The sequence below is a fragment of the Aeromicrobium sp. SP1 genome (genome assembly GCF_055663785.1).
In genome coordinates this window covers 2003574-2018551 of record NZ_JBQVVK010000001.1, presented here as the reverse complement: position 1 = coordinate 2018551, position 14978 = coordinate 2003574, and the positions used below count along the sequence as shown (strand labels likewise).

Genomic DNA, 14978 nt, shown 5'->3' with positions numbered 1-14978 from the left:
AGGAGCCATGAAGAGCAGCAACCCTGTCTTCGCCAACAACGCGGAGTTCAACGGCCGCGCCACCACCCAGGTCGCCGATCCGTCCCAGTGGCAGATCGACCTGTCCGGCGGACCGGCGAGCACGCAGGCCCCCACGTCCACGGGCCGCATGACGATGGACTCCGTCGTCGAGAAGACCGCGCTCACGATCGGCACGGTCGTCCTGTTCGCCACCCTCGCGTGGTTCGTGATCGGTCAGATGTGGACCGACGCCGGCCAGGTCGACCAGTCCGCCGTCACGAGGGCGTGGATGTTCGCGATGGGCGGCGCCCTGATCGGCTTCGTGCTCGCGATGGTCAACTCGTTCAAGAAGATCATCAGCCCCGCGCTCGTGCTCGCCTACGCGGCGGCCGAAGGTGTCTTCGTCGGTGCGTTCTCCAAGGTCATCGCCACGTGGGTGGGCGACTCGACGATCGTGTTCCAGGCCGTCCTGGCGACGTTCGTCGCCGCCGGTGCCACCCTGGCCGCCTACAAGTTCTTCAACATCCGCGTCACGGAGCGGTTCCGCAAGGTCGTCATGATCTCGCTGTTCGCCTTCGTCGGCGTGATGCTGGTCAACTTCCTGCTGAGCGTCTTCGGCGTCCTCGACGACGGCGGCCTGCGTGACTTCGGGATGCTCGGTCTGGTCGTCTCGCTCGTCGCGATCGGCCTGGCCGTCCTGTGCCTGATCATGGACTTCGACTTCGTCGAGCGCGGCATCGCCGCCGGTCTGCCCGAGCGCGAGTCCTGGCGCGCCGCCTTCGGCCTGACCGTCACGCTCGTGTGGCTCTACCTCGAGATCCTGCGCGTCCTGGCCATCCTGCGCGGAGACAACTGACCCCATCCGCACGAGGGCCCGCCACCGACCAGGTGGCGGGCCCTCGGCGTCTCCCGTGCGCGGACATTCTGACGAGAAGCACAATACAGTAGGCTTTCGATCGCTGTCGGAATCCGCTGATAGGACTTCTCGCATGACGCCGCTGACCAACTGCCCCTGGTGGTGCGACGACCACCGCTCGGGCGAGACCGTCGAGGACGAGCAGCATGCCCGGCTGTTCGCCGCACCCGAGGGTGCCTGGATCGCGATCCTGCGCGGGATCCTTCCGGCCGACCCTCCCGAGCTCGCCTGCCGGGTCGAGTCGTACGACCTGAGCCCGGGGGCCGCTCGCCATCTCGCCCGCTCGCTCGTCGACGCGGCCGAGGTCTTCGACCGCGCCAGCTCGGACCCGCCGCCGTGACCTCAGGCGGTCGGGCCGGACCCGCCGTGCGACTGGATGTACCGGCGCACGCTCACCAACAGCTCGCCGAGCTCCATCCCGAAGGCCGACTCCAGGGCCAGGATCGTGTCGAGGCCGGGGTTGGCGGTCATCCGTCCCGTCGTGCTGTTGTTGCGATTGTTCTCGAGGTTCTGGACCTGGTTGCGGCTCAGCCCGGCGAGATGGGCCAGCTGCTCCTGGGTCAGCCCCTCCTCCTCGCGGTGGGCGCGCAGCCAGCGCGCGAACCAGGCGGCGACCTGCGCCGTCGTGTCGGTGGGGGTGCGTTTGGGCATGCACAACAGAGTGTGCCGTATCGCGGTGAAAGTCAGCCCAACGGGGTGTGCGGGGGCGATTTCAGCGCCGGAAGCGGCGCACGCTGACCCACCGCCGCGCACCGGCGCCACCTGGGGCGACCTGCGTGCCACCGTGCTCGGAGGCCCACTCGGCGGCCTCGTCGAGGGGCATCTGCTCCGTCGGCTCGCCCTCGACCCGCACCGGCAGCGCCCCGCGGGTGCGCCACTGGGCGACCGCGGCGGCGACGAGGAACCCGGACAACCGGGCGTAGCCGTCGGCGCTCGGATGGAACCGGTCGTCACCGAAGAGGGCGTCTCCCTTGATCAGGAACAGCGGCTCGAGCAGATCGGCCAACGAGATGACCCGTGCCCCCGCGCTGACCGCGGCGACGGTCTGGCGGCGGGCCAGGTGCCGGCTCCAGATCCGGCAGACCGAGCGCAGCGGCACCGGGAGCGGCTTGACCGTGCCGAAGTCGGGGACCGTCCCGACGACCACCTCGGTGCCCGTCGCGCGCAGTCGGGCGACGGCGGCGGCCAGCCGCCGGGCCGCACGCTTGGCCGGAACCTGGTGGGTGATGTCGTTGGCGCCGATCAGGATCATCGCGAGGTGCGGACGGTGGTCCTCCGCGAGGGCGATCTGGTCCAGCAGGTGGCTCGACCGGGCACCCACGACCGACTCGTTGCGGATGTGCACGGGCCGGTCCAGCACGTGCGACAGACCGATCCCGATCTGCACCGCGGGAGTCTGGTCGACCGTGGTCATCCCATAGCCCACCATCGTCGAGTCGCCGAGCAGCAGGCAGCGCAGCGGCTCGCCCGGGAGGTCGTCGCCGTAGATGCCGTTGCCCGACGGGGGACGGTGCGCGGTGGTGCCGATCCGCCTCCGTGCCAGCAGCGCCTCGCCCACGAGCAACCCGTACGTCCCGACGCCGACCGCGGCCGTACCGGCGGCGGCCTTCGCGGTCGTCTTCACGGGTCGGGGCACCCGAACAGTGTAGGAAGGCGGTCCAGCGTGTCGGACCGGCTCCCTAGGATGGTTCGGTGAGCGAGTTCGTCCCCAACCTGCGTGACCTCGGTGGAACGCCCGTCGCCGGCGGCACGATCCGGCCCGGGCGACTCCTGCGCAGCGCCCTGCCGCTCGGCGACGACATCGCTCCTGTCGGGATCGTCTGGCCGCCGGCCGTCGTGATCGATCTGAGGTCGCAGGCCGAGACCGAGCCGCAGCATCCGCTCGCCGGCGCCGGCGTCGCGGTCCACAACTTTCCGCTGCTCAGCGCGCTGCGACCGGGCGTCGCACCGCCGGACAGCCTCGCCGAGCTCTACCAGCTCATGCTGCGCACCACGGCGCGTCACCTCGTCGACGTCGTCGACACGGTGTCGCGCGCCGAGGGCCCGACCCTCGTGCACTGCGCGGCGGGCAAGGACCGCACCGGGGTCTCGATCGCGATGGTGCTCGCCCTGCTCGGAGCCGATCGTGGGGCGATCGTGGACGACTACCTCGTCACGGCACGCAACGAGGCCGAGATCGAGGCGCGATTCCGTCGCCTCTACGGGCCGCGCCGGGCCGAACTGCCGACCCAGTACTTCGCGACGCCCGCCGAGGCGATCACCGGGGTGCTCGACACGTGGGACGCCTATCCAGGGGGCGCCGTCGCCTGGTTCCGCCGATGGGGCGGCGAGGACGAGACGGTCGACCGGCTGCGAACTACGCTGGTCGCGTGACCGCCGACCACACGATCGAACCCCGCGAGGTCCCGCTGGGAGGGCTGCGTGGACTCCTGGTCCACCGCACCCTGCCGAGCAAGGCGCTGCCGACGATCGGCGCGTGGTGCTTCGTCGACCACTTCGGTCCGACCGACCACACGATGCAGGTCCTGCCCCACCCGCACACCGGTCTGCAGACGGTCACGTGGCCGATCGTGGGTGAGATCCGCCATCGCGACAGCCTCGGCAGCGACGTCGTCCTGCAACCGGGCGAGCTGAACCTGATGACCTCCGGTGACGGCGTGTCGCACTCGGAGTTCACGGTCGGCGAGCCCGGGCCGATGCACGGCGTCCAACTCTGGGTCGCGCTGCCCGAGGGACGCCGCCTCGGCCCGCCGGCCTTCGAGCACCATCCCGACCTGCCGCGCGTCGAGGGGTCGGGCTGGACCGGAACGGTCCTGGTCGGCACGTTCGCCGGCGCCACCTCCAAGGCCACGGTGCACACGCCGCTCGTGGGGGTCGAGCTGCGACTCGCGCCGGGCCGTCACGAGTTCGACCTGGACCCGGCGTTCGAGTACGGCGTGCTCGCCGTCGACGGCGACGTCCGCGTCGGTGCGGCACCGGTCGCCCACCGAGGCCTGCGCTACCTTGCGCCCGGCCGCGCCGTTCTGGCGCTCGAGGTCGAGCAGGACACGATCGTCATGCTGCTGGGCGGCGAGCCCTTCGACGAGCACCTCGTCATGTGGTGGAACTTCATCGGCCGCTCGCACGAGGAGATCGTGCGAGCTCGCGAGGAGTGGGAGGCGCAGGCCGCACGGTTCGGCCACGTCGACGGTCACGACGACCAGATCATCCCGGCTCCGCCGCTCCCACACGTCCGGCTGCGCCCGCGCGTCCGTCACGACTGACGTCGCGGCGCAGGGCGTCCCGGCGCATCGTGACACCACCAGTGTCAAAATAACTGCGAGTTACAGTTGACGGTCGATCCAACTCAGATACTGTCGGTATCTGGAGGTGGGTATGTCGTACTTCACAGGCAAGGTCGCCGTCGTCACGGGCGCCGGATCGGGCATCGGCCAGGCGCTCGCTGAGGCACTCGCGGCTCGTGGGGCGAAGGTCGCGATCTGCGACGTGGACTCCACGGGACTGGCCGAGACCGAGCGTCGGCTGAAGGCCGCGGGAGCGCAGGTCCGGGCCGATCATCTCGACGTCACCGAGCGTGAGCGCGTGCTCGCGTACGCCGACGAGATCGCGGAGCACTTCGGCGCCGTCCATCAGGTCTACAACAACGCTGGCATCGCCTTCACGGGCGACATCGAGGCGATGGACTTCAAGCACCTCGAGAAGGTCATGGACGTCGACTACTGGGGCGTCGTGAACGGCACGAAGGCGTTCCTGCCGCACCTGATCGCGTCGGGCGACGGCCACGTCGTCAACATCTCGAGCGTCTTCGGCATCATCTCGGTGCCCACCCAGGGCGCGTACAACGCGGCGAAGTTCGCGGTGCGCGGGTTCACCGAGGCGCTGCGGATGGAGATGCTCGCGCGGCAGCGGCCCGTCAAGGTCACGTGCGTGCACCCCGGCGGCATCAAGACCAACGTCGCGCGCAACGCCGGTCAGGTCGACGGGCTCGACCACGACGATCTCGCTAAGTCGTTCGACAGGATCGCGCACACGAGCCCGCGCAAGGCGGCCGAGGTGATCCTCAAGGGCGTCGAGAAGGGCAAGGCCAAGGTGCTGATCGGCGCCGACGCGTACGCGATCGACCTGATCGCCCGCATCGCCGGATCGCGCTACCAGCGCCTCGTCGGCCGGTTCGCGGGGAAGGCCGGCCTCTGACATGAGCATGTTCAAGGTCAAGAACGCCTGGGGCGGCCAGAAGTTCCCGCACCCGCCGGGCCGTCGTCCGATCGCGTACGACGCGCTCAACCTGCGCACGGGAACGCCGCTCGCGAACGTCATGCGCGTCGGCGCCGAGCTCGGTCCGCTGTTCGAGGTCCGGGTGTTCGCGCAGAAGTTCGTCTTCGTCGCCGATGCCGCCCTCGCGGCCGAGCTCTGTGACGAGTCCCGGTTCCACAAGAACCTGCCGCCCGCGCTGACCGCCCTGCGCGAGTTCGTCGGTGACGCGCTGTTCACGGCGTACGACGAGGAGCAGAACTGGCACACCGCCCACGGCGTGCTGATGCCCGCGTTCTCCAAGAGCGCGATGCGCGGCTACCACGACACGATGCTCGAGACCGCGGCGGAGATGTTCGCCGTGTGGGACGCGCTCGAGGGTCCGATCGACGTCACCGCCGACATGACGAAGCTGACGATGGAGACGATCAGCCGGTGTGCGTTCAGTCGTGACTTCGGCTCGTTCACGTCGCGTGAGCGGCACCCGTTCGTCGACGCGATGGTGTCGGCGCTCATGACCGGGATGAACAAGTCCTCGCTCGACTCGATCCCCGGCGGCAAGCGGATCGCCCGTCGCATCGACGAGGAGAACGCCGAGTACCGCGCCTACGTCGACGACCTCGTGGACACGATGGTGCGCGAGCGCCGCGAGTCGGGGGAGCGCCACGACGACCTGCTGGACCGCATGCTCTACGAGGCGCACCCCGAGACCGGCGCCAAGCTCGACGACCAGAACATCCGCGAGCAGATCCTGACCTTCCTCGTCGCCGGCCACGAGACCACCTCGGGCGCGCTGAGCTTCGTGCTCTACTACCTGTCGCGCGATCCGGACATCCTGGCGAAGGCGCAGGCCGAGACCGACGCGCTGCTGGGCGACGACCCCGAGGCCGAGCCGACGTTCGAGCAGGTGCCGCGCTTCCGCTACCTGCGCCGGTGCCTCGACGAGGCGCTGCGACTGTGGCCGACGGCGCCTGCCTTCGCCCGGTCCCCGCGGGAGACCACCACGATCGGTGCGGGCACCGACCACGAGGCAGTGATGAGCCCCGAGGACTGGGCGATCATCGTGCTGCCGATGGTGCACCGCGACCAGGCGGCGTGGGGCCCGACGGCCGACGCGTTCGTGCCGGACCGGTTCCTGCCGGAGAACTCCAAGGGCCGGATGAAGAACATCTACAAGCCCTTCGGTACGGGCGAGCGGGCCTGCATCGGCCGCCAGTTCGCGCTGCACGAGGCGATCCTCGTGCTCGCCCGGCTCGTCCACCGGTACGACATCGCGGGCGAGCGCGACTACGACCTGAGGATCGACGAGCGCCTCACGATCGTGCCGAAGGACTTCCGCCTGACGCTCACGCCGCGCACGCCCGGCGCCCCGGGCGTCGAGCCCCCCGCGATGGACGAAGGCCCCGCCGAGGTGCCCGCCGGAGTCTGCCCGGTGGCCCACTGAGCCCGCTGGCAGTGACGTTCGAGGGCTGATCTCGCCGAATTGCCCCCTTGAACGTCTCTGCCAGCGCCGCGGGCGTTCAGCGCAGGGTCGTGCGGCCGTCCTCGTGGATCGTCCAGAACGGGTTGTGCGCGATTTCCCACGCATGGCCGTCCGGGTCGGCGACGTAGCCGGAGTAGCCGCCCCAGTCGGTGGGCGTCCCGGGCTTGAGCACCGTCGCGCCCGCCGCCTGCGCCTGCGCGATGACGGCGTCGACCTCCTCGCGCGAGCGCACGTTCTGCGCCAGCGTGATGCCGCTGAACGTCGCGCCGGTGTCCCGAAGCCGGGCGTCCTCGGCGAGGTCGGCTCGGGTCCACAGGGCCAGGACGATCCCCGGGAGTTGGTAGAAGGCCACCTCGTCCTCGGGGTTGTCCTTCACGAATCCGAGGCCGTCCTCGTAGAACGTCCGCGCCCGCCCGAGGTCGGCCACGCCAAGCGTCACGAGACTGAGTCGTTGCTCCATGCCTTCGAGACTAGGCCGGGTCCGGCGTGCTCGGCGCGACGAGGCGCGTCACTCAGGCGCCCGCGCGAAGGACGTCGACGAGCGGGGTGGTCGGGCGACCGAGCAGAGCGCTGAGCTCACCCGTGACGTCGTCGAGGTCGCCGGCAGCGATCGCGGCGTCGACGCCCACGATGAAGCCGATCGTGCCGTCGTCGAGCCCGGCCTCCTTGAGCGCGGCGCTCTGGGCGTCGGCGTCGACCGCGGCCACGGCGATCGGCTGGCCCGTCACGTCCGCGATCGCGTCAGCGAGGTCCTGCTGGCTCCACGCGACGTCTCCGGAGAGCTCGTACACGGGCTTCGCGTCCGGCGTCGTCAGGACGATCGCGGCGGCCTCGGCGTAGTCGGCCCGCGCGGCGCTGGCGACGAGGCCCTCGCCCGCGCTGGTCAGGATCGCGCCCGTCGCCGTCGCGGCGCCGATGCTCGGCACGTAGTTCTCGTGGTACCAGCCGTTGCGCAGCAGGACGTGGTCGATGCCCGCCTCGGCGAGGTACTGCTCCGTCCCGACGTGCTCGGGGGCCACCGGGTTCTGGACGGTGTCGGCGTGCAGCACGCTCGTGTAGGCGATGCGCCGGACGCCGGCGTACTTCGCGGCGTCGATGACGGCGCTGTGCTGGGCCAGGCGCTGGCCGAAGGCGTTGCCCGACACCAGCAACAGGTCGGTGACGTCGTCGAGCTCGCGGGCGAGGGACTCGGGCTGGTCGTAGTCGAAGTGGCGCACGGTGACGCCCTTGGCTGCGAGCGGGGTGGCCTTGGCGACGTCGCGCACGAGGGCGACGACCTGGTTCGCCGGAACGCGCTCGAGCAGGGCGTCGATGACGAGGGTGCCGAGCGCGCCGGTGGCGCCGGTGACGGCGATGGTCATGAGTTCTCCTAGGTGCTTACGTTTAGTAAGCACTATACATGGGTAAGTGGTAGGGTCAAGCCATGGTCCCCTTCGACGTCTTCGACCCGAACTGCCCCTCGCGGGCCGTCTTCGGGCACGTGACGTCGCGCTGGGGGTCACTCGTGCTGTCCGCCCTGCGTGACCAGCCCCGCCGCTTCGGCGAGTTGGCGCAGGCTGTTGGCGGCATCAGCGACCGCATGCTCTCGGCCACGCTCAAGGACCTCGTCGCCGACGGGCTCGTCTCGCGCGAGGCGGAGGCGCCCCAGCGCGTCGTGTACGCGCTGACCGACCCGGGGCTCGCGGTGGCGGAGGCGACCGCCGGCCTGGTCGCCGCCGTCGAGGCCGCCATGCCCGCGGTCCTCGCCGAGTGACTCAGGGCTGCGGGTCGAGGACACCGGCCGCGACCGCCACCTCGCGGTAGGCCGCGGCCAGCGACGCCACCGTCTCGTGGGCGTTGAGTCCGCTCGGGTTGGGCACGACCCAGACCTCGGCGTCCTCGATCCCCTCGGGCTGTCGGCCGACGCGAGCGGTGCGGCGCGCGAACGCGGTGCGGTACGAGGTGATTCCCGCTACCGCGACGACCGTGGGCCTGCGCTCGCGCACGAGTTCGGCGATCCGTACGGCGCCCGTCACGAGCTCGGCGGGATCGAGCTCGTCCGCCCGGGCCGAGGCGCGGGCGACGAGGTTCGTGATCCCCACGCCGCGCTCGGCCAGCTGCGCCGAGCCGTGCGCCGGGTCGTCGGTGTCGATGAGGCCCGCAGCGCGCAGCGCAGGGTAGAAGCGGTTGCCGCGCCGGGCGAAGTGCAGGCCTGTCGCGGCGCTGACGAGACCGGGGTTGATGCCGACGAACAGCAGCCGCACGTCCGCGGGCATCACGTCCGGGATCGTGCGACCGGCGAACGACTCCAGTTCCTCACGACTCCAGCCCACCGGCCCAGTCTGCCCGGGTGCCCGCTCCGCCGAACTCAGCGGCCGGCCGCGACCAGGGCGCGTCGCCGCTCGCGCGATGCGGAGCGCTCGCGGTCGACCTCGGCCATCACGAGTCGGACGTTGACAGCCATCGTCGCGAAGACGGCCATCGCGCCCCAGCCGATCACGAGCCCCGTGGCGACCGACGCCGGCCAGTCCAGGCCCATCGCGAGGCCCAGCACGTAGCCGACGACGAGGGCCACCGGCGGGACCAGGCTCATCGCGAGCAGGTGCATGCGCCATTCCTCGCCGGGCCAGTCGCGTCCGGCGGACACCGCCTGCCGCCACCGGACGATCGCGACGGCGGCGCACGCGACGAACGGCACCACGAAGCCCCAGTACTGACGCGCGTTCTGCGGGTCGCCGTCGAGCATCCCTGCCCCGCACGCGGCCAGCATCACCGCGCCGAGTGCGGCAGCGGGAGCGAGGACGGACCACGGCGCCCACGTGCCGGTCACGCCGCGCACGCTCGGCCGCCGGTCGAGGGCGCGCGAGACGCACAGTGCGCCGAAGGCGACGAGTCCGCCGAGGGTCATCGAGCCGATGCGGTTGATCTCGTCCATCGACAGGCCGGGCCACAGCGTCGGCAGGGTGGTCCACTCGATCCGCAGCAGGGGAGCGGTCAACAGGAACGCATAGCTGAGCACCATCCAGCGTTGGTGGGTCTGCCGCCGTCCGCGCGTGATCTCGAAGACGCCGTAGGCGACCGACATCACGGTGCCGATCAGGATCGCCGACAGTGCGACCTGGAAGAGGCCGCCGGAGTACACCTCGCTCGTGGGCGTGCGGATCAGGTAGATCCCGGCGCCCACCATGGAGCCGAGGGCCACGACCGCGTAGAGGACACCGGTCGCGCGGTGTGCGCCGCGCCGGCGCTTGAGGGCGGTGAGCAGCTGGACCGGCCCGAGCAGCATCAGCAGCCCGCCGAGCACGGAGTGCACGAGGATCGCCCAGAAGCTGTGGCGGTACGGTTCGAGGCGGGTGACGAGCGCGTCTGCGACGTACTGCGGCGAGACCGCGTGGGACAGCAGCGTCTCGCCGATCAGGGGAGTGTTCTCGAACCGGTAGCGCCACACGTCGGTCATCGCGATCGGCGCGTAGAGGACGGAGACCACGACGATCGTCCAGATGGTGCGCTGCAGCCAGCGCTCGCGACGGCCGCGATCTGCGTGGGCGGTGTTCCCGAGACTCATCGTTCCTCCTGAATGGTTCAGTCTGTACTGTAACCACTCTTGGAGGTCCTCATGCGAGAACTCCAGAACTCGACCATCCAGCGTTCGTACTGCACGCCGAACTCGAGCGCGCCGAGGATTCCGGCGGGGGTGTCGGCCGGAAAGTCCCGGCGCCACTGCTCGTACTTCGCGAGCATCGCCTCGTGCTCGCGCACCTGCGTGGGACCCAGGACGTCGGGGTCCGCGCCGAAGAACAGCTTGAGGACGCCGAGGTCGCGCGCCTCGATCGGCACGAACGTGTCGTCGCCGAGCCAACCCCGCAGCGCCGCGCGGCCCGCGTCGGTGATCGTGAGGGTGCGTCGGCGCCGACCGTCCTCCTGCCGCTCCTCGTGCAGCAGCCCGGCCTCGACGAGCTTGTCGCACTGGGCGTAGATCTGGGTGTGCGGCAGCGCCCAGAACGGACCGACGGTCGACTCGGCGAGCGACTTGAGCTCGTAGGGTGTGGTCTTCTGCGCGAAGCGCACGAGGCCCAGCACGAGGTAGGACGCGGTCGTCAGCGCAGTGGGCGGCACCCGTAGCACTCTACCGAGCCGAATCATTCAGAGTGCATGTTTGCCGTGCGCTGCGCGCTCCGCCCATCAGTTGAAACTGACGTCAGTGTCATAGTCTGTCCAGATGACTGGTGCGGGAGCTGACACGTGAGGGCACTGCTCCTGGAAGCGTTCGGCGCTCCACCGGCCGTCGTCACCGTGCCCACACCGGTTCCCGCGGCCGGTCAGGTCCTGATCCGGGTGCTCGCGGCGGGCCTGTGCCACACCGACCTGGGACTGATGACGCGGGACCCGGCCGACTTCCGGTGGCCGCTGCCGTTCGCGATCGGGCACGAGGTCGTCGGCGAGGTCGTCGAGCTCGGTGAGGGGGTGACCTCCGTGGCGCTCGGCGAGCAGGTCGCCGTCTACGGTGCGGCGGGATGCGGGCGGTGCGACGTGTGTCGTACCGGCGCCGAGAACTACTGCGACCAGGTCGAGGCGTCGGGAGTCCGGCGGCTGGGTCTGGGCGGTGCGGGGGGAGTGGCCGAGTTCGTGCTCGTCGACCACCCGCGACAGTTGGTGCCCCTGGCCGGCCTGGACCCGGTCGCGGCCGTGGGCCTGACCGATGCCGGACTCACGTCGTACCACGTGATCGAGGCCGAACGCGATCTCCTGGGCCCCGGCTCGACCGCCTTGGTGATCGGCGCGGGAGGACTCGGTCATGTCGCGATCCAGATCCTGCGCGCGACGACCTCGGCGACCGTCGTGGTCAGCGAGCTGGCCGAGGACAAGCGCGAGCTCGCGGCGCGCGTCGGCGCGCACCACGTCCTTCCGGGCGACGCCGACACCAGGTCCGCACTGCGCGAGGTCACCGGGGGAAGCCGCGTCGACGTCGTGCTGGACTTCGTGGGCTCGGACACCACCTTGGACCTGGCGCGTCAGGTGGTCCGCCCGGGTGGCTCGATCTCGATGGTGGGTGCCGGGGGAGGCCGGCTGGCCTTCGCGCACGGGTTGGTGCCGTTCGGTGTCCGCGCGAGCGCCCCGTTCTGGGGCACCCTGCCCAACCTGCACGCGGTCCTGGACCTGGCGCGGTCCGGCCGGGTGGCCGTCCACACGCGGACGTATCGCCTCGACGACGTCGTCGAGGCCTATCGCGACCTGGACGAGGGTCGTGTCCTGGGCCGCGCCGTCGTCGTGCCGTGATCGGACACTGATCGGGACGCGGCCCTCGACACCCGACTCAGGAGTACGAGATCCCCGTGGCGTGCAGCGGGCAGTACCCGTAGGGGTTCTTCACGAGGTACTGCTGGTGGCCTTCCTCGGCGTACCAGTAGTCGTCGAGCGGCTTGATCTGCGTCGTGATCCGGCCGTACCCGTGGGTCGTCATCTGCTTCTGGTAGGCGTCCCGGGACTCCTCGGCGGCGGTCTGCTGCTCGGGGGTCGTGGTGAGGATGACCGAGCGGTACTGCGAGCCGCGGTCGTTGCCCTGGCGCATGCCCTGCGTGGGGTCGTGGTTCTCCCAGAACACCTTCAGCAGGTCGGCGTAGGACGTCACCGAGGGGTCGAAGATCACCTTCACGACCTCGGCATGCCCGGTGCGTCCGGTGCACACCTCGTCGTACGTGGGGTTGGGCGTGATCCCGCCGGCATAGCCCACCGAGGTGGACCAGACGCCGGGCTGCTCCCAGAACGTCTTCTCCTCGCCCCAGAAGCAGCCGAGGCCGAACACGGCGACCCCGAAGCCCTCGGGGCCGTCGGTCTCGATGGGGTTGCCCGTCACGAGGTGACGGTCGCCCACGGTGAAGGGGCGGGTGTCGCGTCCCGGCAGCGCCGCATCGGGCGTGGGCAGGGTCGTCTTGTCGAATCCGAATCGCATGAAAGCCTCCTGTGCCCTGCACAACGCCGTGCGGGCGGCAGGTGTTCCCGTAGCCTCGGAGCGTGAGCAACGAGGCCCGCCGCGGTCACGACCGCTATCAGGTTCCCATCGGAGTCGAGATCGCTGCGGCGTGGGCATGGCGCGTCGTCGTCATCGGCGCCGCCGGCTACTTCCTGGCCATCGTGCTGGGCCACTTCTCGGAGGTCACGGTCCCGATCGCGATCGCCGTCCTGCTGACGGCGCTGACGATCGCGGGGGTCGACTGGTTGTCCGACCGGGGGCTGCCCCGGATCCTGGCCACGTTCATCATCGTGTTCGGGCTCGTCATCGCGCTCGTCGGCCTGATCGGACTCGTGGGCCAGCAGCTCTCGACCCAGTTCGAGGACCTGCGCGACAGCGTCGTCGAGGGCATCGCGCAACTGCAGAACTGGGCCAGGACCGGACCGCTGCACCTGTCCGACGCCCAGCTGAGCGAGTGGATCGAGCGCCTGCAGAATTCGATCTCCTCCAGCGACCAGTCGGTGATCCGTCAGGCGACGGAGGTGGGGACGCAGGTCGGGCACTTCGTCGCGGGATTCTTCATCGCGCTGTTCTCGCTGTTCTTCTTCCTCTACGAGGGCGAGCGGATCTGGTCGTGGGTCGTCACGATCTTCCCGCGCGCGTCGCAGTCCCAGGTGCGCTCGTCGGGCCGGGCCGCGTGGGCGTCGCTGACCGCCTTCGTCAGGGCGACCGTGCTGGTCGCGCTCGTGGATGCGATCGGCATCGCGGCGGTGGCGCTGGTCCTGCAGGTCCCGCTCGCGGCGGCGATCGGCGTGCTGGTCTTCCTCGGGGCGTTCGTCCCGATCATCGGTGCCCTCGTCTCGGGCATGGTCGCGGTCCTGGTGGCGCTCGTCGCCCAGGGCCCCGTCACGGCGCTGCTGATGCTCGGCGGGGTGATCGCGGTCCAGCAGATCGAGGCCCATGTCCTGCAGCCGTTCCTGATGGGACACATCGTGGCGCTGCACCCGCTCGCGATCATCTTCGCGATCACCGCGGGCGTCGTGGTCGCGGGCATCGTGGGTGCGCTGCTGGCCGTGCCGTTCGCCGCCTGCATCAACAGCGTCGTGCGTCACCTCGCGGCCGATGAGCCACCAGGGACCGACGGAGTCCTCGGCGACGAGTCCCGCGATCTCGGCGACCCGGCGCCGGAGTCCTAGGCTGGCGGACGTGGACCTCGATGACGCGCGCGCTGCCCGGGAACTGCTCGACGGGATCAGCGAGGTCACGCCCATGGCGCACTCGCGCTGGCTGCACGACCTGACCGGTCGCGACGTCCACCTCAAGTGCGAGAACCTCCAGCGCACCGGCTCGTTCAAGATCCGCGGCGCGTACACGCGGATCGCGCGGCTCGACCCGGCCGAGCGCGAGCGCGGCGTCGTCGCGGCCAGTGCCGGCAACCACGCCCAGGGGGTCGCCCTCGCCGCCGCGAAGCTCGGCGCGAGCGCCACGATCTTCATGCCGCACGGCGCCGCCCTGCCGAAGGTGCAGGCCACGCTCGGCTACGGGGCCGACGTCCGGTTCGCCGGCTCGGGCGTCACGGAGGCGCTCGTCGAGGCCGGGGCGTTCGCGCAGGAGACCGGCGCCACGCTGATCCATCCGTTCGACCACGTCGACATCGTCGCGGGGCAGGCCACCGTCGGCCTGGAGATCCTCGAGCAGAAGCCCGACGTCGGCACGATCCTGGTGCCGCTCGGCGGCGGGGGGCTGGCCGCCGGGATCGCACTGGTCAAGTCCGAGCGGCCGGACGTCAGGGTAGTCGGCGTGCAGGCCGAGGCGGCGGCGGCCTATCCGGACTCACTCGCCGAGGGCATGCCGGTGCAGGCGACGATGGGCGCGACGATGGCCGACGGCATCGCGGTGGCCCGCCCGGGCGAGGTGCCGTTCGGGATCGTCACGGAGCTGCTCGACGACGTCGTCACGGTCAGCGAGGAGTCCATGAGCCAAGCCCTGATCGGGCTGCTCGAGCGCGGCAAGATGCTCGTCGAGCCCGCGGGGGCCGTGGGCGTCGCGGCGCTGCTCGACCAGCCCGACCGGTTCCCCGGACCCGTGGTGCCCGTGCTGTCCGGCGGGAACATCGACGCGCTGCTGCTGCTCGAGGTGATCCGGCACGGCCTCGCGTCGTCGGGTCGGTTCCTCATGTTCCACGTGCGGATCTCGGACCGCCCGGGCGAGCTCATGCGACTGCTCACCGCGCTCGCGCAGATGGACGTCAACATCCTCAACGTGCACCACGACCGCGGTGCCGAGGCGCTCGGCGTGCGCGAGGTCGACGTGGCCCTGCAGGTCGCGACGCGTGGCGCCGAGCACCGCGAGGACGTCCGTCGACGGCTCGCCGAGCTCGGCTACGAGTTGTACTGAGC

Annotated in this window: 18 protein-coding genes; 10 read left to right on the top strand and 8 right to left on the bottom strand. The window is 70.7% G+C overall.

All coding sequences use genetic code 11. The features are described from left to right. The first annotated feature begins 7 nt into the window (after nt 1-7). Nucleotides 8-856 (top strand): Bax inhibitor-1/YccA family protein, encoded by an 849-nt coding sequence (locus tag ACT26F_RS09985; RefSeq protein ID WP_471670378.1) that lies wholly within the window; start codon nt 8-10, stop codon nt 854-856. A 133-nt stretch (nt 857-989) separates the two neighbouring features. Further along, nucleotides 990-1256 (top strand): hypothetical protein, encoded by a 267-nt coding sequence (locus ACT26F_RS09980; RefSeq protein ID WP_471670377.1) that lies wholly within the window; start codon nt 990-992, stop codon nt 1254-1256. A gap of 2 nt (nt 1257-1258) precedes the next feature. Here the strand turns inward: ACT26F_RS09980 and ACT26F_RS09975 are convergent, their stop codons facing one another. Together ACT26F_RS09975 and ACT26F_RS09970 are read right to left on the bottom strand one after the other, a co-directional pair. Next, nucleotides 1259-1567 carry a helix-turn-helix transcriptional regulator gene (locus ACT26F_RS09975; RefSeq protein WP_471670376.1) on the bottom strand — a complete coding sequence of 103 codons (309 nt, stop codon included), beginning with the start codon at nt 1565-1567 and terminating at the stop codon, nt 1259-1261. A gap of 61 nt (nt 1568-1628) precedes the next feature. Then, the gene (locus ACT26F_RS09970) at nt 1629-2552 is read right to left on the bottom strand and encodes an SGNH/GDSL hydrolase family protein (protein WP_471670375.1); all 924 of its coding nucleotides are present in this window, start codon (nt 2550-2552) and stop codon (nt 1629-1631) included. A gap of 56 nt (nt 2553-2608) precedes the next feature. Here ACT26F_RS09970 and ACT26F_RS09965 point away from each other — a divergent pair, with 56 nt between their 5' ends. The 4 genes from ACT26F_RS09965 to ACT26F_RS09950 all read left to right on the top strand — a co-directional run bounded on the left by ACT26F_RS09965 (nt 2609) and on the right by ACT26F_RS09950 (nt 6611). Beyond that, entirely contained in the window at nt 2609-3289 is a 681-nt protein-coding gene (locus ACT26F_RS09965) for a tyrosine-protein phosphatase (protein WP_471670374.1), read from the top strand. Further along, nucleotides 3286-4179 carry a pirin family protein gene (locus tag ACT26F_RS09960; protein WP_471670373.1) on the top strand — a complete coding sequence of 298 codons (894 nt, stop codon included), beginning with the start codon at nt 3286-3288 and terminating at the stop codon, nt 4177-4179. The genes ACT26F_RS09965 and ACT26F_RS09960 overlap by 4 nt, the downstream gene beginning before the upstream one ends. Before the next feature lie 112 nt (nt 4180-4291). After that, nucleotides 4292-5110, top strand: a complete 819-nt coding sequence (locus ACT26F_RS09955) for an SDR family NAD(P)-dependent oxidoreductase (RefSeq protein ID WP_471670372.1) — start codon at nt 4292-4294, stop codon at nt 5108-5110. A gap of 1 nt (nt 5111) precedes the next feature. After that, nucleotides 5112-6611 carry a cytochrome P450 gene (locus ACT26F_RS09950; protein ID WP_471670371.1) on the top strand — a complete coding sequence of 500 codons (1500 nt, stop codon included), beginning with the start codon at nt 5112-5114 and terminating at the stop codon, nt 6609-6611. A 76-nt stretch (nt 6612-6687) separates the two neighbouring features. On the opposite strand, the gene ACT26F_RS09945 is transcribed toward ACT26F_RS09950, so the two are convergent. Together ACT26F_RS09945 and ACT26F_RS09940 are read right to left on the bottom strand one after the other, a co-directional pair. After that, nucleotides 6688-7110 carry a VOC family protein gene (locus ACT26F_RS09945; protein WP_471670370.1) on the bottom strand — a complete coding sequence of 141 codons (423 nt, stop codon included), beginning with the start codon at nt 7108-7110 and terminating at the stop codon, nt 6688-6690. A 52-nt stretch (nt 7111-7162) separates the two neighbouring features. After that, nucleotides 7163-8011, bottom strand: a complete 849-nt coding sequence (locus ACT26F_RS09940) for an NmrA family NAD(P)-binding protein (protein ID WP_471670369.1) — start codon at nt 8009-8011, stop codon at nt 7163-7165. Between the two features lie 62 nt (nt 8012-8073). On the opposite strand from ACT26F_RS09940, the gene ACT26F_RS09935 reads away from it, so the two are divergent. Further along, nucleotides 8074-8403, top strand: a complete 330-nt coding sequence (locus ACT26F_RS09935; protein ID WP_471670368.1) for a winged helix-turn-helix transcriptional regulator — start codon at nt 8074-8076, stop codon at nt 8401-8403. Between the two features lies 1 nt (nt 8404). Here the strand turns inward: ACT26F_RS09935 and ACT26F_RS09930 are convergent, their stop codons facing one another. From ACT26F_RS09930 to ACT26F_RS09920, 3 genes are read right to left on the bottom strand one after another with little or no spacing between them, the layout of a single operon-like run. Further along, complete coding sequence (locus ACT26F_RS09930) at nt 8405-8962, bottom strand: mismatch-specific DNA-glycosylase (protein WP_471670367.1); 558 nt, start codon at nt 8960-8962, stop codon at nt 8405-8407. A 35-nt stretch (nt 8963-8997) separates the two neighbouring features. Further along, nucleotides 8998-10194, bottom strand: a complete 1197-nt coding sequence (locus ACT26F_RS09925) for a DUF2306 domain-containing protein (protein WP_471670366.1) — start codon at nt 10192-10194, stop codon at nt 8998-9000. 17 nt (nt 10195-10211) lie between these two features. Continuing rightward, nucleotides 10212-10745, bottom strand: a complete 534-nt coding sequence (locus ACT26F_RS09920; RefSeq protein ID WP_471670365.1) for a PadR family transcriptional regulator — start codon at nt 10743-10745, stop codon at nt 10212-10214. A gap of 126 nt (nt 10746-10871) precedes the next feature. On the opposite strand from ACT26F_RS09920, the gene ACT26F_RS09915 reads away from it, so the two are divergent. Continuing rightward, a complete protein-coding gene (locus ACT26F_RS09915) occupies nt 10872-11906 on the top strand; it encodes an NAD(P)-dependent alcohol dehydrogenase (RefSeq protein WP_471670364.1) in 1035 nt (344 codons plus the stop codon). A 37-nt stretch (nt 11907-11943) separates the two neighbouring features. Here the strand turns inward: ACT26F_RS09915 and msrA are convergent, their stop codons facing one another. Further along, entirely contained in the window at nt 11944-12579 is a 636-nt protein-coding gene (gene msrA / locus ACT26F_RS09910; protein ID WP_471670363.1) for a peptide-methionine (S)-S-oxide reductase MsrA, read from the bottom strand. A gap of 62 nt (nt 12580-12641) precedes the next feature. Between msrA and ACT26F_RS09905 the strand changes: the two genes are divergently transcribed. Both ACT26F_RS09905 and ilvA read left to right on the top strand, forming a co-directional pair. Continuing rightward, the gene (locus ACT26F_RS09905) at nt 12642-13775 is read left to right on the top strand and encodes an AI-2E family transporter (RefSeq protein WP_471670362.1); all 1134 of its coding nucleotides are present in this window, start codon (nt 12642-12644) and stop codon (nt 13773-13775) included. A gap of 10 nt (nt 13776-13785) precedes the next feature. Next, nucleotides 13786-14976: a threonine ammonia-lyase gene (ilvA, locus tag ACT26F_RS09900; protein ID WP_471670361.1), complete on the top strand. Its 1191-nt coding sequence runs from the start codon at nt 13786-13788 to the stop codon at nt 14974-14976. The last annotated feature ends 2 nt before the right edge of the window (nt 14977-14978 follow it).

Coding starts and splice junctions, on each gene's coding strand:
- ACT26F_RS09985 (WP_471670378.1), top strand. CDS start 8: ATGAAGAGCAGCAACCCTGTCTTCGCCAACAACGCGGAGTTCAACGGC.
- ACT26F_RS09980 (WP_471670377.1), top strand. CDS start 990: ATGACGCCGCTGACCAACTGCCCCTGGTGGTGCGACGACCACCGCTCG.
- ACT26F_RS09975 (WP_471670376.1), bottom strand. CDS start 1,567: ATGCCCAAACGCACCCCCACCGACACGACGGCGCAGGTCGCCGCCTGG.
- ACT26F_RS09955 (WP_471670372.1), top strand. CDS start 4,292: ATGTCGTACTTCACAGGCAAGGTCGCCGTCGTCACGGGCGCCGGATCG.
- ACT26F_RS09950 (WP_471670371.1), top strand. CDS start 5,112: ATGAGCATGTTCAAGGTCAAGAACGCCTGGGGCGGCCAGAAGTTCCCG.
- ACT26F_RS09945 (WP_471670370.1), bottom strand. CDS start 7,110: ATGGAGCAACGACTCAGTCTCGTGACGCTTGGCGTGGCCGACCTCGGG.
- ACT26F_RS09940 (WP_471670369.1), bottom strand. CDS start 8,011: ATGACCATCGCCGTCACCGGCGCCACCGGCGCGCTCGGCACCCTCGTC.
- ACT26F_RS09935 (WP_471670368.1), top strand. CDS start 8,074: ATGGTCCCCTTCGACGTCTTCGACCCGAACTGCCCCTCGCGGGCCGTC.
- ACT26F_RS09925 (WP_471670366.1), bottom strand. CDS start 10,194: ATGAGTCTCGGGAACACCGCCCACGCAGATCGCGGCCGTCGCGAGCGC.
- msrA (WP_471670363.1), bottom strand. CDS start 12,579: ATGCGATTCGGATTCGACAAGACGACCCTGCCCACGCCCGATGCGGCG.